The sequence below is a fragment of the Aeromonas jandaei genome (genome assembly GCF_037890695.1).
In the GTDB taxonomy this organism is placed as follows: Bacteria; Pseudomonadota; Gammaproteobacteria; order Enterobacterales; family Aeromonadaceae; genus Aeromonas; species Aeromonas jandaei.
In genome coordinates, this window is sequence record NZ_CP149571.1 from 2081980 (window position 1) to 2099632 (window position 17653).

Consider the following 17653-nt stretch of genomic DNA (forward strand, 5'->3'; position numbering starts at 1 on the left):
CATGAAACTTCGCCACCAGCTGGTTACCCTCTCCCTTGGGCTCTCCCTGCTGCTCATCATCATTCTGGGCAGCCTGCTCGCGCTCTTTATCCGCCACCTGCTGGAGAGCAATCTGGAGGAGAAGGGGGGCGATCTGGCCCGCATCATGGCGGCTGACAGCCGGGTGGTGGCGGCGCTGCATCAGGGGAGCGAGCCTGCGCTGCGCGATTACATGGAGGAGGTGTGCCGCCGTACAGATGCCGCTTATATGGTGGTGACCGACGAGCATGGCCGTCGCCTCAGTCACCCCAACTCCGCTCTGGTGGGGGGGCTGTTTCGCGGTGAGGATCTCTGGCCCGCGATCCACGAGCGGCGCAGCTACTGCTCGCGCGACATGGGAACCATGGGGCCGGCGATCCGCTGCTTCTCTCCGGTGATGGGGGCTGACGGGCGCGCCATGGGGGCCGTGGTGGTGGGCTACCTGATGCAGCAGGTGGAGGGCATCTACATGGAGCGGATTGCCCTGCTCATCAGCGCCATCGGCGCCGTCTTTGGTTGCGGCCTGCTGCTGGCGCTCTGGGTGCAATATCTGCTGCGCAAGACCCTGCTCGATCTGGAGCCGGAGGCGATCGTCCGCCGCTTCACCCTGCAGGATCTGGTGCTCGAGCAGATCGCCGAAGGGGTGATTGCATTGGATGGCCGCGGCCACATCGCCATGATCAACAGCACAGCCATCTATCAGCTGCGGCTGCCTGCCACCGGTCGTCACGCCCTGCAGGGGCAGGCGCTGGCCGAGCTGGTGCCACCGCTCGCGCCCGTACTGGAGCAGGAGGGCGAGGTTGCCTTCTCCATTCAGGGCGAATCGTTCGTCGGTCGCTGGCAGGTGGTGCATGGCAAGGAGCCCGGGCGCCTCCTGATCTTCAGTCGTCCCGAAGTGGCAACCAGTCTGGGGGTGCAGGTCACCCACTTGCGCCAGTACGCCGAGATGCTGCGGATGCAGAGCCACGAGTTTGCCAATAAGCTGAGCAGTCTCTCCGGCCTGTTGCAACTGGGCCATGTGGATCAGGCGGTGGAGCTTATCCAGCAGGAGAACGAGGCGTGCCAGACCCTGCTGCAGGAGCTGCTGGAACTTATCGACAACAAGCCGGTGGCCGGCCTTATCCTCGGCAAGTTCAGCCGGGCGCGCGAACTGGGGGTCACGCTTGAGCTCGATCCCGATTCGGCGCTCGGCGAGTATCCGGCCGCCGTCTCGGCCGATCTCATCACCCTCATCGGCAACCTGCTGGATAACGGTTTGCAGGCGGCCTGGCGCAATCGTCAGCAGTGTCCGCCGCGGGTACTGCTTTCGCTCTGCGATGTGGGGCGCCGCTTGGTGATCGAGGTGGAGGATAGTGGCGAGGGGGTGGACGAGGATCTGGCCGATCACCTGTTCGATTACGGGGTGAGCCGCCAGAGCGGCGATCATGGCGTAGGACTCTTTCTGGTCAAGGAAACCGTGGGGCGCTACGAGGGTGTGATAGAATGGCGCCGAACTGTCGAGCAGACCACCCTGTTTGGCATCTACCTGAATAAAAACAAATTAATGTGAGCCATGGATCCAATACTCACCCTTGTTATTGAAGATGACGATCGGATTGGTGCCATCTTGTCCGAGCTGGTGGCCTCCACCTCCGGTTTCTCCCTGCTGGGGCGGGCCGGTACGCTGGCCCAGGCCGATGCCATGATGGCCGGCGTGGTGCCGCAGCTGCTGCTGGTGGATATCTCCCTGCCTGACGGTTCCGGCCTTGAGTGGGTGAGCCGCCTGCGCAGCCACAACCGCGAGGCTTATGTGATCATGGTGACCGCCTCGCGCGATGTGGAGACCATCCAGCAGGCGCTCAATCTCGGGGTGCATGACTACATCATCAAGCCGCTGCGGCTGTTTCGCATTCAGCAGAGTCTCGACGAAATCCTGCAACTGCATCAGAAGCTCTCCGAGCCGGGACGGCTGGAGCAGGAGGATCTCGATCGTCTGCTCGGCAAGGGACGTGCCCAACCCAAGGAGGTACGTACTACTCCCAAGGGGATCGACAGCATTACCCTGCGTCAGGTGCTCGATCTGCTTGCCGCCGAGCCCGAGAGCGTCTTCTCGACCGATACGGTGGCGCAGCGGTTGTCGCTGAGTCGCACCACGGCACGCCGTTATCTGGAGTATCTGGAGTCGGAAGATCGGGTGGATGTGGATCTCAACTACGGCCAGCGCGGACGACCGGAGCGGCGCTACCGCTGGCGCCGGGCGGGGTAAAGCCGGTTCACGGTCGCCAGAACACGATAGAAATGAACAAGGGAGCCCGCGGCTCCCTTGTTGTTTTTGGCATGTTGCCCGTCAGACCGCATTGCGCTCCGGCAGTGGGACACGCTTTTTCAGCTGGGAGATCATCACGCCCCCCAGAATGAGGCCACCCCCCAGCAGGTGATAGCCGTGGATCGGCTCGCCCAGACCGACGACGGCGATAAGCGCCGTACAGAGCGGCATCAGGTTCATAAAGACCGATGTGCGCTCGGCGCCCATGCAGGCGAGGCCGCGCATCCAGCAGTAGGCCGCCAGCAGGGAGGAGGCGAGCCCGGCAAAGAGCACCAGTCCCCACCCTTCGGCCGGCACCGCCATCGAGTCGGCACTGAGAGCGAGCGGTACCAGCAGCAGTACAGCCAGCAGGATCTGCATGTAGAGGTTGAGCCAGGGGCCGAAGGGGGGCTGCCAGCGGCGGATCAGCAGGCCGTAGAGGGCATAGCTGGCGGAGCCGAGCAGCATCATGCCATCCCCCGGGTTGATGCCGTTGTGCAGCAGAGCCAGCGGCTCGCCCTTGCCCAGCAGCCAGAACACCCCGAACAGGGAGAGGCTCATGCCGAGCAGCGCCTGTTTGCCGGGACGCTGGCCGAAGAAGAGTACCCCTTGCAGCAGGGTGAGCAGCGGAATGAGAGAGCCGATCACCCCCATGTTGGTGGCGGAGGTGCTGTGAGCGGCGTAGTAGGCCAGACACTGGTAGAGCACCATACCGAGCGCCGCCAGCACCAGCAGCTTGCCGAGCCAGGGGCGAACCTCGCTGCGTCGCCGCCAGAGGGTGGGCAGGCAGAAGGGGGTCAGCGCCAGGGCGGCGATCACCCAGCGATAGAAGGAGATGGCCGCGGGGTCGAGCACGCTGGCCGCCGCTTTGGAGACCACGGTATTGGTGGCCCAGATCAGTACCGCCATCAGCGGAAACAGGAGGGGGGAGAAGAGTCGCATCAAAGGCTCCTTGGAGTAGATGCGACAAGTTTAACCTTGTCTGTATGTTGTCAAGTAACGTAAAACTGACAAACTATCCCGCAGAAAAGACAACTCCCCGTTATCTGTTGCAAGGCTAATGCCACCGGTTAGGGTATGGCGCCGGCCTGATACGGGCCGAGATGGGACATCAGGCGGGTATAGAGGCGAACATCGAGAGGAGAGCGAAGAGACCATGACAAACCGGCACTACCACCCGGCAGACAGCGAGCTGCCAGCGCCCAATCCCCTCTACTTTCGCTACCAGCAGTTGCAGGCGGAGAACGTCATGGCGATGCACTCCCACCCCTGGGGGCAACTCAGCATGATCAGTCTGGGGGTGATGGAGATGGGGCTGGCCAACCAGCGTTTGCAGGTGCCCGCCGACTACCTGATCTGGGTGCCGGCGGATCTGGAGCACGCGGCTTATAACGAGCAGGCCCTCGACTACACCTCCATCTATGTCAGTCACGAGCTGGCCGCCCGCTTGCCGGCCGAGCCGCGCCTGCTGCTGATGACGCCGCTCATCCGCGCCCTGCTCGCCGATTTTTGCGAGCGCAAGGTGGGCCATATGGTGGATGAGTGGGATCAGCGTCAGGCCGAGCTGCTGGTGGCCAAGCTGACCCGTACCCGCTGTCAGGAGAGCTACCTGCCGATGAGTCAGGACAAACTGCTGGCCCCCATGCTGGCGGTGCTGCACAACGATCCGGCCGATCCTCGCACCCTGGCCCAGTGGGCGCAGCAGCTGCACACCACAGAGCGCACTCTGGCCCGGCGCTGTCTGCGCGAGCTCGGGATGAACTTCGGCCAGTGGCGGGCGCGGCTGCGGCTTATCAAGGCGCTGGCCTGGCTCAAGGGGGAACTGCCCATTCAGGAGATCAGCTGGCGGCTCGGTTATGGCTCCACCTCCGCGTTCATTGCCATGTTCAACCGGGAACTGGGCTGCTCGCCCCAGCGCTATCGCCAGCAATCACGAGGCAGTTCGCTGGCGGGAGTGCCGGGCAAAGAGTCGCGAACATCTTGATAAGCTACATGTTTATTGTCGGTATCGAGGGTATCATAGTGGCTTGTTTCGAGATTCCACGATGAGGCCCGGGCTATTATGTTGCCCGGCTTGATCCTGAGGTTTGTGTATCCATCCTGATGCCATGGGGTAAGCATGCTCGCTTCCGGTTCCCGTTTTGCCGAGTCCGTTTTCTGGTATCTGCTGGCATTGACCGGTTGTTCCATTCTGCTGTTCGAGTTCGGCCCCGAGCGTGTGCTGGATATCAAAAGCTGGCCCCACACCGTCGAGGTGACGCGGGCTCCCGGTGCGAGCGAAGCATCAGCCCGCTATGCCCCCTCGCTGGAAGGGGAGCCCGGCGTGAGCTGTATCCGTTCCGGCGAGCACAGTACCTATCCCGGCTGCGGTTTGATCCTGACGCTTTCGGCCCCCGAGCAAGGGCTCAACCTCGGGCGTTTCAAGACCCTCCATGTGCGTCTGAGCGTGACTGGCAATGGCCAGCAGGATTGGCGCTTCTATCTGCGCAACTACAACCGGGCATTCAATATCCCCGGCGATCCCATGTCGTCCAAGTTCAACGAGATCATCTTCCGCCCCGCCGACTACGGCAGAAGCCACGAGGTGCCGCTCGACGTGTTTACCCCGGCCACCTGGTGGATCAAGCGCTACAAGGTGCCCTTGCAGTTGCAGGGGCCAGATTTGAGCCGGGTCTACGCCATCGAGATTGCGGCGGGGTCCGACATGTCGGTGGGCGAGCACGGCGTGGTGATCGAAGAGCTGCAGTTTCATGGTGACTGGTTGGATGCGACCCTCTTCTACCGCCTGATCCTGCTGGTCTGGTTTCTCTATGGCTGCGCCACCTTTATGGTCAACCACCTGCATATGAAGCAGCGGCTGCGCCACGCCAATCGCGCTAAAGAGGAGGTGGAGGCGCTCAACCGCAGTCTGAGCGAAGAGAGCCGTCGCTCCCGCGAGCTGGCCTGTTACGATCCGCTCACCGGTGCCCTCAACCGTCTGGGCGGGGAGCGGCTGCTGGCCGATATCGGCGATCTGCCGTTTGCCTTCATCTATGTCGACGTGGATCACTTCAAGCAGATCAACGACACCCACGGTCATCCGGTGGGGGACGAAGTGCTCAAGCATCTGGTCAGCGAGATCCAGCTAAACAGCGATGCGCTCTGCCATCTGGTGCGCTGGGGGGGCGAGGAGTTCGTGCTGCTCTGCCTCCATTACGACCTGCTGCGGGCCTGTGCATTGGCCGAGCGGCTGCGTTCCCGGCTGGAAGAGTATCCTCACTGGCCCGCCTCCCTGCAGGTGACCGCCTCGTTCGGGGTGGCCGAACGAGCGGGAGATAGCCCGGAGCGGGTGCTCAAGCGGGCCGATGAGGCGCTCTATCAGGCCAAGAAGCGTGGCCGCAATCGGGTGGAAGCGCAGTGAGGGTGGGCAGCACGCCGTGTAGACCGCCATTCGACAACTTCTTATAAAACGGGAAAACCCTATGACAGGACAAACCATCGGGGCCTTGACCCTGCTGGTGGCCGATTACGACGAGGCCATCGCCTTTTTCACCGAGGGACTGGGGTTTGCGCTGCTGGAAGATACCCGGCTCGACGAGCCGGGCAAACCGGGCAAGCGCTGGGTACGGGTCGCTCCGGCTGGCAGCCAAGGCTCCGCGCTGCTGCTGGCCCGTGCCGCCAGTGAAGAGCAGCGTGCCGCCATCGGCAAGCAGGGCGGCGGGCGGGTATTTCTGTTTCTCGAGACCGACGACTTCTGGCGGGATTACCGGCGGATGCAGCAGTATGGTGTCCATTTTTGTGAACAGCCCCGTGACGAGCCTTACGGCACCGTAGTGGTATTTGAAGATATCAGTGGCAACCGCTGGGATCTGCTGCAACGGATATCTGCCAGTGGCATTTGAAAACGTTTATCATCCCGTCTGTCACAAAGTCATAAAAGTGTCACAGAAAATTCTAATAATTGGCGCACCCATCTTCACAGAGGAGAGAGAAGGGAATGGCTAAGCGAATTCTGGTGGTCGAGGACGAAGCACCGATCCGCGAAATGCTCTGTTTCGTGCTGGAACAGAAGGGATATGAGACGATTGAAGCGGAAGATTTTGCCGATGGACTGGCGAAGGTGCGCGAACCCTACCCGGAACTCATCGTGCTCGACTGGATGATGCCCGGTGGCAGCGGCATCCAGTTCATCAAGCAGCTCAAGCAGGATGAAGTGACCCGCCAGATCCCGGTGGTGATGCTGACCGCCCGCGGCGAGGAGGAGGACAAGGTCCGCGGCCTCGAAGCGGGGGCCGATGACTACATCACCAAGCCGTTCTCTCCCAAGGAGCTGACTGCCCGCCTCCATGCGGTGATGCGCCGCGTCTCTCCCACCTCGGTGGATGAGGTGATCGAGGTACAGGGGCTCAAGCTGGATCCTGTTTCGCACCGGGTCAGCGCCGAAGAGAGGGCCCTCGACATGGGGCCAACCGAATTCAAGCTGCTCCACTTCTTCATGACCCACCCGGAGCGGGTCTACAGCCGCGAGCAGTTGCTCAACAATGTCTGGGGTACCAATGTGTACGTCGAGGACAGAACCGTGGATGTCCATATTCGCCGCCTGCGCAAGGCGATCGAAGAGACAGGGCACGATAGATTGATTCAGACGGTGCGTGGAGCCGGATACCGCTTCTCAACCCGTCTCTAGAGGCTGTTATGTTGCAACCCTACGCCTGGCGGCGACAGTTGTGGCGAATGGCATTTTTTTACGCGCCCTTCGCATTGGTTGGCTGGCTGATTGATCACCTCTCGCTCACTCTGCTGGTCGCTGCGTTGCTCCATCTTGGCTGGCACTACCGCTTCCAGAAGCGGTTGTCGGACTGGCTGTGGCACGATCGCAGCCTGGTTCCTCCCAACGGCAAAGGCAGTTGGGAGCACATCTTCAACGGCATTTACAAGTTGCAGCAGCGCCACCGCGCCCGACGCCGCGAGCTGGCGGGCCTGATCCGCCGCTTTCGGGAAGGGGCCGAGGCATTGCCTGACGCGGCCGTAGTATTGCGCGATGATGGCAGCATCCTCTGGTGCAACCGGTTGGCCGAGCAGCTGCTCGGTTTTCGCTGGCCGGAAGATGCCGGCCAGCATATCGGCAACCTGATCCGCAATCCGGCTTTTACCGCCTATCTGGCGAAACAGGCTTTTGACGAGCCATTGGAGATGCACTCCCCGGTCAACGAGGAGAAGTTTCTCGAGTTTCGCATCATGCCCTACGCCTCCGATCAGGCGATGCTGGTGGTGCGCGATGTCACCCGCTTGCGCAGTCTGGAGAAGACCCGCAAACACTTTGTCTCCAACGTCTCCCACGAGCTGCGCACGCCACTCACCGTGCTCAAGGGCTATCTGGAGATGACCGAGGAGCCGCCGCCGCCCGCCATGTGGGCCAAGGCGCACCGGGTGATGATGGAGCAGACCATCCGGATGGACAATCTGGTCAATCAGCTGCTCACCCTGTCACGCATCGAGGCGGCTCCGAGCGTCGATCTCTCCCATCTGGTGGACATGCCAGCCATGCTGGGGCTGCTGGAGCAGGAGGCGCGGGCGCTCTCGGGCGAGCGGGCCCATCAGATCGAGTTCCTGGTGCAGCCCAACCTTTTGGTGCGCGGGGATCAGGAGCAGCTGCGCAGTGCCGTCTCCAATCTGGTCTACAACGCCATTCACTACACGCCGCCGGGGCGCAAGGTGACGGTGGAGTGGCGCAAGCAGGGGGCGATGGCGCTGTTTGCAGTGCAGGATGAGGGGGAGGGGATCCCGCCCGAGCATCTGGCACGGCTCACCGAGCGTTTTTATCGGGTGGACAAGGCGCGCTCGCGCCACACCGGTGGCTCCGGCCTCGGCCTTGCCATCGTCAAGCATGCCTTGAGCCATCACGACTGCCAGCTCGATATCGAGAGTCGGGTCGGCTTTGGCAGCCGCTTCAGCTTTCTCATCCCCGGCCGGATGGTGGTGATAAAATAGTCTTATATGACAAGGTGTTAGATATAGGGGAAGGGCTGCGTTGGCAGTCCTTTGCCATTTGGACAAAAGCGCCGCCATGTCATTAAAGTGTCACATTAAATCCATAAATTTGTCACTGCCAGGTCAGATACTGGCGCCGTTTTAAGAACGGACCTTCTGTAACTTTGGAGAGATTGGATGAAACTCAACAAACTGGCTGGTGTAATCGGATTCACCGCAGCAACCCTCTTTTCTGCCAGCACCCTGGCCTATGGTGTCGATAAAAACCTGCCGGAATACACCCCGACCAGCGGCATCTCGGGCAACCTGTCCTCTGTCGGCTCGGATACCCTGGCCAACATGATGACCCTGTGGGCTGAAGAATTTAAGCGCATGTATCCCAACGTCAACGTGCAGATCCAGGCTGCCGGCTCCTCTACCGCGCCGACCGCCCTGACCGAGGGTGTTGCCCAGTTTGGCCCGATGAGCCGCGCCATGAAGGCCGGTGAAGAGGAAGCATTCGAGAAGCGCTACGGCTACAAGCCGACTGCCATCCGCGTCGCAGTCGATGCCCTGGCCGTGTTCGTCAACAAGGACAACCCCATCAAGGGGCTGACCATGCCGCAGATCGACGCCATCTTCTCCAGCACCCTCAAGTGCGGTGAAGCCAAGGCGGCCACCAAGTGGTCTGATCTGGGGCTGACCGGTAACTGGTCCGGCAAGGATCTGCAACTGTTTGGTCGCAACTCCGTATCCGGTACTTACGGTTACTTCAAGGAGCACGCCCTGTGTAACGGCGACTTCAAGAGCGGTGTGAACGAGCAGCCGGGTTCTGCCTCTGTGGTGCAGTCCGTCTCCGCCTCCCTGAACGGCATCGGTTACTCCGGCATCGGCTACGTCACCTCCGGCGTGCGTGCAGTTCCACTCTCCAAGGATGGCAAGACCTTTATCGAAGCGAACGCTGACAACGCCATCACCGGCAAGTATCCGCTCTCCCGCTTCCTGTACGTTTACGTGAACAAGCACCCGAACAAGCCGCTCTCCCCGATGGAGCAAGAGTTTGTCAAGATGATGCTCTCCAAGGCGGGCCAGAATATCGTTGCCAAAGATGGTTACGTACCGGTACCGGCCAAGGTGGTACAGGCTGACCTGAAGAAGCTGGGCATCAACTGACAGTTCGATATCCAGAGAGTGTAAAAACGAGCCCTGCGGGGCTCGTTTTGTTTTTGGTGACTGTCAATGTTGTTAATAGTTGGCGCGGGATCTTTTTGCATCGGCATGGCGCCAGCTCCCTTGCAGAGCAGGGCGGCATTTCCGAGAATAGGGCAACGTTATGGCAAAGGACCCCTTCATGATTGCGTCTCTCTCCAAGTTTGGCCTGGTAGCCCTCTGCAGTTCCCTGCTGGTCGCTTGTGCCCAGTCGCCAACCGGCCGCAGCCAGATGCTGCTCTACTCTCCCCAGCAGATGAACCAGCTGGGTGCCGACTCGTTTGCCCAGATGAAGCAGCAGGAGAAGGTGAGCACGGATGCCAAAATGAACGCCTATGTCTCCTGCGTCGCCAAGGCGGTCGCAGCCCAGGTGCCCGCCAGCTACGGCATCACCAACTGGGAAGTTGTGGTGTTTGACTCCAAGCAGGTCAACGCCTTTGCGCTGCCCGGCGGCAAGATCGGGGTCTACAGCGGCCTGCTCAAGGTGGCCAAGAATCAGGATCAGCTGGCAACCGTTATCGGTCACGAGCTGACCCACGTGCTGGCCCAGCACTCCAACGAGCGCCTCTCCCGCAGCCAGCTGGCCGGTATTGGTATGGCGGCCGCCGATGTTGCCCTCGGCAGCAGCGAGTACCGCGGCGCCACCATGGCGGCGCTTGGCCTTGGCATGCAGGTGGGGGTGATGCTCCCCTATGGCCGCACCCAGGAGAGCGAAGCGGACCGGCTGGGGCTGGAGCTGATGGCGCGTGCCGGTTTCAACCCGGCTGAGGCTATTCCGCTGTGGCAAAACATGAGCGCAGCCTCCGGTGGCAACAATCCGCCCCAGCTGCTCTCCACCCACCCGAGCAACGAGAGTCGGATTGCCGAGTTGCAGGCGCAGCAGGCTGAAGTTGAGCCGCTCTATCAACAGGCTCGCGCGTCGGGTCTGGTGCCCCAATGCAAGGCATAAGCCTGCGCATGGCGCGGCCCGAGGATGCTGCCGCCATGACGGTGATGCAGCGAGCCAGCTGGCTCGCTGCCTATGGTCAGGTGCTGGGCCCGGATCTGCTGGAGCAGCTGGCGGTGACCTCCCATCTGCAGATCTGGCAGCAGCGGCTGGCTGACACTGGGCCAAGGCCCATGCTGCTCTGCCTCGACGATGTCGTTATCGGGTTGCTCTACTGGCAACCGGTGCAGGAGGGTGATGAGACCATCGCCTGGATCCGCGCCTTCTATCTTCACCCCGATCACTGGCGGCAGGGCTATGGCAAGCGGTTGTGGCAGGCAGTGGCGATGCAGATGCGCCGCGCCGGTTGCAGTTGCGTCAAGTTGTGGTTGCTCGATGGCAATCACATCGGCCAGGGCTTCTACCTGCGCCGCGGCTTCATGTTTGATGGTCAGGAGCGCACCCTGATGAGCCTTGGCCACCCCTGTCTGCAGCGGGAAATGTCCCGTTTGCTCTGATCTCTCTCCCGTTTTTCGCCCCCGGTCACTTTATTTTTTTAGCGAATTAATACAATGTCACCCGAAACAGATGGGATGAGAACTCGCTGACAGGGAGTGCGGCATGTATTACGGCTTTGATATTGGTGGTACCAAGATTGCGTTCGCTGTCTACGACGGCGCCCTGAACCTCTGCCATGAAGAGCGCATGAGTACGCCCGGCGATGACTATCAGGGGCTGTTGCAGCTGGTTCGCTCCCGGGTCGAGCAGGCCGATACCCGCTTTGGCGTCAAAGGGGCGGTCGGCATCGGTTTTCCCGGCATTCTCAACCGTCACGACCAGAGCATAGTGGCGGCTAACCTCCCCTCCATCAATGGTCGCCATCTGGGGGCTGATCTGGCCGAGCTGTTGGCGCGGCCGGTCAAGGTCGATAACGATGCCAACTGCTTCCTCTGGTCGGAAGTGCACAAGGGGGCGGCCGATGGGGCCGGCAGTGCGCTTGGCATGACCATTGGCACCGGCATAGGTGGTGCCATCTATCTGGCAGGTACCCTGATCCAGGGGCGTAACTGGCTGGCTGGCGAAATCGGCCACTATCCGCTGCCGGCCACCATCCTGATGAAGTATCCCGACTTGCCACGTCCGCGCTGCGGCTGTGGCCGTCTGGTCTGTTTTGAGACCTATGGTTCCGGTACAGGCCTTGAGCGCCTCTACTACCATTTTCACGGCCACCGGGCCACTGGCCATCAGATTGTGGCGCGCTTCGAGGCTCATGAGCCCCATGCTGTCGTCACCATCGACTGCTGGCTGGAGATCCTGGCGGCCGGACTCGCTACCGCCATTTCGGTGATGGATCCCGAGGTGGTGGTGCTGGGGGGTGGCCTGAGCGGCCTGCCTGCCCTTTACGAACAGTTGCCGCTGCGCCTGCCCGGCCATCTGCTGCCCGGGGTGGCAGTGCCCGAAATCCGCGAAGCCCGTTTTGGCGGTGCCGGTGGGGTGCGGGGCGCAGCCTTGCTCAATCTATGAGATCAGATGCAGGTCTGATCTCCCCGATAAAAGGAGTCCTCATGACCTCTCTTGAAATCTGCATCGACAATCTGGAATCCCTCTTCACCGCCCAGGAGGCTGGCGCCGATCGTATCGAGCTCTGCTCTGCGCTGGGGCTTGGGGGGCTGACCCCCTCCTATGGCTTCATGCAGTTGGCCGCTCGTCACGCCACCGTCCCTGTCTATGCCATGATCCGGCCGCGCGCCGGGGATTTTTGTTTCAATGACGGTGAGTTCGAGATGATGCTGCAAGATATCGCGGCGGCCCGTTCTGCCGGTCTGCAAGGGGTTGTGGTCGGTCTGCTGGATGAGGAGGGGCGAGTCCCCGCCGCCAAACTTCAACAGTTGGTGGATGCCGCCGGACCATTGGGAGTCACCTTCCACCGCGCCATCGATCTCTCTTCTGACTGGCGGCTCGATCTGGAGATCATTGTCGCCGCTGGCTGTGAGCGCATTCTCAGCTCCGGCCATGCACCGACCGCGCTGGCTGGACTGGAAAATCTGCAGGCGATGCAACAGGCGCTGGCGGGGCGTGCCAGCCTGATGCCGGGGGCGGGGGTCAATGCCGATAACGTGCGCACCATCATCGAGTTTACCGGGGTGAGCGAAGTGCATATGTCCGGTATGGGCTGGCGCGGCGGCATGGTGCCCCATGGCGTCAATATGGGCACCTCGGATGATGGCCGGGTCAATATCACCGATGGCGCCAAGGTCGCGGCAGTTCGGGCCCTGCTGGACAAGGCCTGATACGTTCCGCGTGGCGGTAGTTCGTGTACTGCTGGATCGATAACCTTTCGGACAAAACGGACAAAAGAGGGGCGCCACTTGCTGGCGCCCCTCTTTTTGCTTGTGTGAACTCTCTCCCACGCTCGGGGAAATCAGGTGCGAGGTCGGCAGCACCTCGCGAAAAAGTCTGATATCATCCCGTCTCTTTTATCATCTGGACCCGGAGCACATCTCAATGTCCCAATACGACTCTATCGAACAGAAAGCCAGTTATGGCATCGGCCGCAACATGGGTGATCAGCTGGCGCAGCAAGCCTTCGCCGGTCTGGATATCCCGGCCCTGCAGCAAGGTCTGGCAGATGCCCTGAACGGTCTGGAGTTCGCGGTCAGCCGTGACGATATCAACGATGCCTTCCAGGTCATCACCGCTCGCATGCAGGAAGAGCAGGAAGCGGTTGCCAAAGCAGCTGCCGCTGCTGGCGAAGCTTTCCTGGCCGACAACGCCAAGCGCGACGAAGTGACTGTGACCGATTCCGGCCTGCAGTACGAAGTGCTGGTAGAGGGCAATGGCGCCGTGCCGGTAGCGGGTCAGTCCGTACGCGTGCACTACCACGGTACTTTCACCCACGGTGGCGTATTCGACAGCTCCGTTGCGCGCGGTCAGCCGGCCGAGTTCCCGGTGACCGGCGTTATCGCTGGCTGGGTTGAAGCGCTGCAACTGATGCCGGTTGGCTCCAAGTGGAAGCTCTACATCCCGCACGATCTGGCCTACGGTGCCCGTGGTGCCGGTTCCATCCCGCCCTACTCCGCGCTGGTATTCGAAGTCGAGCTGCTGGATATCCTGTAATCCGGCTGGTTTGAAACATACGGCGACCCTCGGGTCGCCGTATGTTTTTGGGCACCCCTAATGAGACACCGGTTGTCGCGACCAGATGAAATCGGGGACGATAGCCGCCATCTTTTTCGACTCTTGATTGATTTTTTCACTCTGGCGGCCGGCATACTGCAAACCGTCAGATCAAATCGAGGAACCCAGGATGAACAGATACATGAACAACGCCGTGCTGACCGCCTTGCTGCTGCTCAGCATTCCGGCCAGCGCCGACGCCATGCGCTGCAAGAATGCGCTCATAACCGAAGGGGACAGCACAGCCGAGATGCTGCTCAAGTGCGGCGAGCCGATGTTGCGGGAAGATATTACCCGTAACGAGGAGAATCAGTACGGCAACGTGGTCGAGGTCAAATATGGCGAACGCTGAACCTACAACTTCGGCAAGAACGAGTTCATGCGCTTTGTCACCGTGCGCAACGGCAAGGTAATCGACATCGAAAATGGCCCGCGCGGCGAGTAGCCGGCGGGCGAAAGGCATGGATGCACAACAGACAGAAGGGCAAGTCCCTTGACTCACATGTCCGGCAAGGGGTCGCGGTGACCAAGTTGTCTGACCGCCAGATTGATCTGGCGGGCCAGCCTCAGTCGCTGGCGACAGGTCAGGCCGTGAAGGCTGATCCTGCCGGCGTTGAATTCAAATGTCCCCAATGCCTCGATGGCAAAGTAACCTCGGTGAAAGCTCTTGATGTAGCGAGCAATCTGGCGCGGGGATAACTGCTTGAACACCTTCATCACAACAAACCCTGATTGAACCGGACGGGGGAGATAATGGGACTCGTATATGACATGCTGATGACGGTTTTGTACGCGTTCAATTAATCCGGTCACGGTCACGCGCGGCAACACGGCCATGAAAAAGTTGTGCGGTGCAGTGGCCCGGCCCCGATATACTGCGAGCACTTTGACTGGATGAGCAAAAGGGTCTGCGCGTGGAATGGGTTGATGTAGTGGATGCGGATAACCGGGTGATTGGCGTGGCCGAACGTGCCAGGGTGAGGCGCGAGAATCTCTGCCATCGGGCCAGCTACATTCTGGTACTCGACGAGGCGAACCGCGTCCTGGTGCAGCGGCGCACCCTCAGCAAGGATTTTTGCCCCGGTATGCTGGATGCCTGCGCCGGCGGCGTGGTCACCACCGGGGAGGAGATGGAACCCTCGGCGCGGCGCGAACTGGCCGAGGAGCTGGGGATCCGCGATGTGCCGCTCGAGGCATTCGGTGACTTCTATGCCGAAGGGGAGGGATATCGGGTCTGGGGTGGCCTCTTCAGTTGCCGTTATCAGGGGCCGCTGCAACTGCAGGCTGAAGAGGTGAGCGAGGTGCAGTGGATGAGCTTGGCCGAGATTGCCGAGCGAGCCTCTGAATTTACCCCCGACTCCCTGCTCGCCATCGATACCTGGCAGGCGCGGCGTTAAGAGTGCAGTCACAAAAAACGGGCAGCCTGTGGGCTGCCCGTTTTTGTTGCGCGGTTAGACAAGTTTGAGCTGGCGGTTGGTGCGCCCGCAACGGCTGGGTCTGGCCAGCCAGTAGCCCTGCCAGTCGGTGGCAAGGCGCAGCAGCGGATACTCCAGATCTAGCCTGGTCACCACCAGTTGTCCCGGATCTTCCCCCGTTACCGGCTTGCCGCTGGCCGGGTCGATGATCTCGACGATGCAGCTCTCGTTGACGATAAAACCCTGACCGGGGCGGCTCTCGTAAGCCACTACCCCGACATCCTGCCACACCAGACAGTTGAAGGCGGCAATGCCGTGGATAGCTTCGAGCGGTGCTGTCTCGGGGTGGGTCACCTCGCATAGCAGGGCGTGGCGCAGACACTCGGTGGGGGTCTCGGCCAGCTCGGCGGCCTCCAGCAGATCGAGCAGGGTGACCAGCGGGCCGACGAACCCGGTGGGTTGATAGCGCCGCAGTGCTTCGAGCTGGCGCTGGGTGTCGTCGGGGCCGCAGGGCACCACGGGGCAGCCAAGCTGGCGCGCCCCGTTATCAAAGATGAAGGCGGTGGGGCCGGCGTGATAGTCATGGCAGTTGAGCAGCACCTCTCCCGCCTTGAAGCCGGCGGCAAAGAGCGCTCGAGCGGCACCCCACCAGTCGGCCCCGGCATATTCGGGAATGGCCAGCTGCCCGGGGCAGGAGAAGACCCGCAACGCCTGACTGGCTGGCCGACCGGTGAGTCCGGCAAAGGGGGGATAGGCTTGCTGGGCGGCAAAGAGATCCGTACTGTCGAGCAGCGGCAGGGAGGCGAGCTGCTCCAGATCGTCGAGACGGCAGTGGCGATAGGCGCTGGAGTAGCCGGAGCAATACTGGCTGACATGGGCGAGTTGATGATTAAGCTGATCCAGCTGCTGTTGTGCGCGCAGGGCGGGAGGACGAATTTCCAGCCCGTCGTAATGGTTATGCATGAAGGCCTCCTGAGTCGGCAGATCCTGCTCAAGGTTAGTTCAAATGGCCCCGGCAGAGAGGGGCCTGTGTCACATGGCAGGTGTGAGGTAGACTGGGGCTCGTTTCATCCACAGATCCCCCCTCAACTAAAGGACGAGCATGATGATCGCGATTGGTCAGACCCTGCCTGCGGGCGAATTCACCTTCATCACCGCCGAGGGAAAGCAGCAGCGAGACACCCAAAGCCTATTTGGCGGCAAGCGGGTGGTGCTGTTTGCGGTGCCCGGCGCCTTTACCCCCACCTGCTCCAACGCCCATCTGCCGGGTTACGTGGTGCTGGCGGACAAGTTCAAGGAGAAGGGGGTGGATGCCATCTGCTGTCTGTCGGTCAACGACGCCTTCGTGATGAAGGCGTGGCAGGATGCCCAGAACGCCGGGGCCATCACCATGCTGGCCGATGGCGATGGCAGCTGGACCCGGGCGCTGGGACTTGCCAAAGAGACCGGTGCCTTTGGCGGCGTGCGTGCCCAGCGCTTTGCGTTGATCGCCAACGATGGCGTGGTAGAGCAGCTGTTTGTGGAGGAGCCCGGCAAGTTCGAGGTCTCCGATGCGGCGAGTCTGCTGAGCAGACTGTAGCGATTAATCGTTGTTTGATTTCCCCTTGAATTGACAGGCGGCGCCGTTACACTGGGCGCCACTTTCCAATGGCGCCAGCAGCTTTTGCTGGCGCTCCTGTTTACTGGCGATGGGATAGAGACTGTATGACCCTGGCTTTTGTTGCCCTGATTGCCGGACTGGCGCTGCTGGTCTGGAGTGCTGACAAGTTTGTGGACGGGGCGGCGGCAACCGCCCATTATGCCGGCATGCCGCCGCTGCTGATCGGCATGGTGATCATCGGTTTCGGCACTTCTGCCCCCGAGATGGTGGTCTCCGCGCTGGCTGCCTCTCAGGGTAATCCCGGATTGGCCCTTGGCAACGCCTATGGCTCCAACATCACCAATATTGCGCTGATCCTGGGTCTGACGGCCCTTATCAGCCCCATTGCGGTCGCCTCTCAGGTGGTGCGCAAGGAGATCCCGATCCTGCTCGGCATTACCCTGCTCTCCGGTGCCCTGCTGCTGGATGGCCATCTTGGCCGGATGGATGCCGCCATTCTGGGGGTCGTCTTTGTTGGCCTGATGGGCTGGTCCATCTGGGCTGGTATGAACGGCAAGGGAGATGCGCTGGATACCGAGACCGAAGAGGATATCGCGAGTGAGGGGATGTCCCTCAAGAGCGCCATCTTCTGGCTGGTGGTCGGGCTGGTGTTGCTGATCGGTGCCTCCCGCCTGTTGGTCTGGGGAGCGGTGACCATCGCTCAGGCACTTGGCATCAGCGATCTGGTGATTGGTCTCACCATCGTCGCGATCGGTACTTCGCTGCCGGAGCTGGCCTCGTCCCTTATCGCCATTCGCAAGAACGAGCACGATCTGGCCCTTGGCAACGTGCTGGGCTCCAACCTGTTCAACACCCTGGCGGTGGTGGGGATTGCGTCCGGTATTCACCCGCTCGATGTGGCGCCGGAAGTGCTCTCTCGCGACTGGAGCATCATGATGGGGTTGACCCTGCTGCTGCTGGTGATGTGTCTGGGCCGCAAGGGACAGGGCCGCATCAACCGGCTGGAGGGGGGCGTGCTGCTCACCTGCTTCGTCGCCTACACCGGCTGGTTGCTGGGCAGCCAGTTTGTCTAGCCA

At 61.4% G+C, this 17653-nt stretch carries 19 protein-coding genes and 1 pseudogene; 17 read left to right on the forward strand and 3 right to left on the reverse strand.

The features are described 5' to 3' along the window. Nucleotide 1: 1 nt before the first annotated feature. Together WE862_RS10100 and WE862_RS10105 are read left to right on the forward strand one after the other, a co-directional pair. On the forward strand, nucleotides 2-1567 hold the full coding sequence (locus WE862_RS10100) for an ATP-binding protein (RefSeq protein WP_042032965.1): 1566 nt from the start codon (nucleotides 2-4) through the stop codon (nucleotides 1565-1567). A gap of 3 nt (nucleotides 1568-1570) precedes the next feature. Next, complete coding sequence (locus WE862_RS10105; protein ID WP_041208165.1) at nucleotides 1571-2263, forward strand: response regulator; 693 nt, start codon at nucleotides 1571-1573, stop codon at nucleotides 2261-2263. A gap of 81 nt (nucleotides 2264-2344) precedes the next feature. Here the strand turns inward: WE862_RS10105 and WE862_RS10110 are convergent, their stop codons facing one another. Beyond that, the gene (locus WE862_RS10110) at nucleotides 2345-3244 is read right to left on the reverse strand and encodes a DMT family transporter (protein WP_042032966.1); all 900 of its coding nucleotides are present in this window, start codon (nucleotides 3242-3244) and stop codon (nucleotides 2345-2347) included. A 214-nt stretch (nucleotides 3245-3458) separates the two neighbouring features. On the opposite strand from WE862_RS10110, the gene WE862_RS10115 reads away from it, so the two are divergent. The 12 genes and pseudogenes from WE862_RS10115 to WE862_RS10170 all read left to right on the forward strand — a co-directional run bounded on the left by WE862_RS10115 (nucleotide 3459) and on the right by WE862_RS10170 (nucleotide 14007). Next, nucleotides 3459-4286: an AraC family transcriptional regulator gene (locus WE862_RS10115; RefSeq protein WP_042032967.1), complete on the forward strand. Its 828-nt coding sequence runs from the start codon at nucleotides 3459-3461 to the stop codon at nucleotides 4284-4286. Nucleotides 4287-4421: 135 nt separating this feature from the next. Further along, nucleotides 4422-5702 carry a GGDEF domain-containing protein gene (locus tag WE862_RS10120; RefSeq protein WP_042032969.1) on the forward strand — a complete coding sequence of 427 codons (1281 nt, stop codon included), beginning with the start codon at nucleotides 4422-4424 and terminating at the stop codon, nucleotides 5700-5702. A gap of 61 nt (nucleotides 5703-5763) precedes the next feature. Beyond that, a complete protein-coding gene (locus tag WE862_RS10125) occupies nucleotides 5764-6183 on the forward strand; it encodes a VOC family protein (RefSeq protein ID WP_041208172.1) in 420 nt (139 codons plus the stop codon). Nucleotides 6184-6278: 95 nt separating this feature from the next. Next, nucleotides 6279-6968, forward strand: a complete 690-nt coding sequence (gene phoB / locus WE862_RS10130; RefSeq protein WP_033115756.1) for a phosphate regulon transcriptional regulator PhoB — start codon at nucleotides 6279-6281, stop codon at nucleotides 6966-6968. Nucleotides 6969-6976: 8 nt separating this feature from the next. After that, complete coding sequence (gene phoR / locus WE862_RS10135) at nucleotides 6977-8272, forward strand: phosphate regulon sensor histidine kinase PhoR (protein ID WP_042032970.1); 1296 nt, start codon at nucleotides 6977-6979, stop codon at nucleotides 8270-8272. A gap of 177 nt (nucleotides 8273-8449) precedes the next feature. Next, complete coding sequence (locus WE862_RS10140) at nucleotides 8450-9424, forward strand: PstS family phosphate ABC transporter substrate-binding protein (RefSeq protein ID WP_041208175.1); 975 nt, start codon at nucleotides 8450-8452, stop codon at nucleotides 9422-9424. A 178-nt stretch (nucleotides 9425-9602) separates the two neighbouring features. Further along, on the forward strand, nucleotides 9603-10409 hold the full coding sequence (locus tag WE862_RS10145; RefSeq protein WP_042032971.1) for a M48 family metallopeptidase: 807 nt from the start codon (nucleotides 9603-9605) through the stop codon (nucleotides 10407-10409). After that, the gene (locus tag WE862_RS10150; RefSeq protein ID WP_042032972.1) at nucleotides 10397-10903 is read left to right on the forward strand and encodes a GNAT family N-acetyltransferase; all 507 of its coding nucleotides are present in this window, start codon (nucleotides 10397-10399) and stop codon (nucleotides 10901-10903) included. Before WE862_RS10145 ends, WE862_RS10150 begins: the two co-directional genes overlap by 13 nt. 103 nt (nucleotides 10904-11006) lie before the next feature. Further along, nucleotides 11007-11909, forward strand: coding sequence for an ROK family protein (locus tag WE862_RS10155; protein WP_042032975.1), 903 nt, complete (start codon nucleotides 11007-11009; stop codon nucleotides 11907-11909). Nucleotides 11910-11950: 41 nt separating this feature from the next. Beyond that, complete coding sequence (locus WE862_RS10160) at nucleotides 11951-12676, forward strand: copper homeostasis protein CutC (protein WP_042032977.1); 726 nt, start codon at nucleotides 11951-11953, stop codon at nucleotides 12674-12676. Nucleotides 12677-12890: 214 nt separating this feature from the next. Beyond that, nucleotides 12891-13502, forward strand: a complete 612-nt coding sequence (locus WE862_RS10165) for an FKBP-type peptidyl-prolyl cis-trans isomerase (protein WP_033115749.1) — start codon at nucleotides 12891-12893, stop codon at nucleotides 13500-13502. Between the two features lie 190 nt (nucleotides 13503-13692). Beyond that, nucleotides 13693-14007: pseudogene (locus WE862_RS10170) on the forward strand (DUF2845 domain-containing protein). 53 nt (nucleotides 14008-14060) lie between these two features. Here the strand turns inward: WE862_RS10170 and WE862_RS10175 are convergent. Further along, the gene (locus WE862_RS10175; protein ID WP_033115747.1) at nucleotides 14061-14279 is read right to left on the reverse strand and encodes a DUF1107 family protein; all 219 of its coding nucleotides are present in this window, start codon (nucleotides 14277-14279) and stop codon (nucleotides 14061-14063) included. A 197-nt stretch (nucleotides 14280-14476) separates the two neighbouring features. On the opposite strand from WE862_RS10175, the gene yfcD reads away from it, so the two are divergent. Continuing rightward, on the forward strand, nucleotides 14477-14959 hold the full coding sequence (yfcD, locus tag WE862_RS10180; protein ID WP_042032978.1) for an NUDIX hydrolase YfcD: 483 nt from the start codon (nucleotides 14477-14479) through the stop codon (nucleotides 14957-14959). Between the two features lie 54 nt (nucleotides 14960-15013). Here the strand turns inward: yfcD and WE862_RS10185 are convergent, their stop codons facing one another. After that, nucleotides 15014-15940 carry a phenylacetate--CoA ligase family protein gene (locus WE862_RS10185; RefSeq protein ID WP_042032979.1) on the reverse strand — a complete coding sequence of 309 codons (927 nt, stop codon included), beginning with the start codon at nucleotides 15938-15940 and terminating at the stop codon, nucleotides 15014-15016. A gap of 142 nt (nucleotides 15941-16082) precedes the next feature. Here WE862_RS10185 and WE862_RS10190 point away from each other — a divergent pair, with 142 nt between their 5' ends. Both WE862_RS10190 and WE862_RS10195 read left to right on the forward strand, forming a co-directional pair. Further along, complete coding sequence (locus WE862_RS10190; protein WP_042033117.1) at nucleotides 16083-16556, forward strand: peroxiredoxin; 474 nt, start codon at nucleotides 16083-16085, stop codon at nucleotides 16554-16556. 125 nt (nucleotides 16557-16681) lie between these two features. Continuing rightward, a complete protein-coding gene (locus tag WE862_RS10195; protein ID WP_042032982.1) occupies nucleotides 16682-17650 on the forward strand; it encodes a calcium/sodium antiporter in 969 nt (322 codons plus the stop codon). Nucleotides 17651-17653 lie beyond the last annotated feature (3 nt).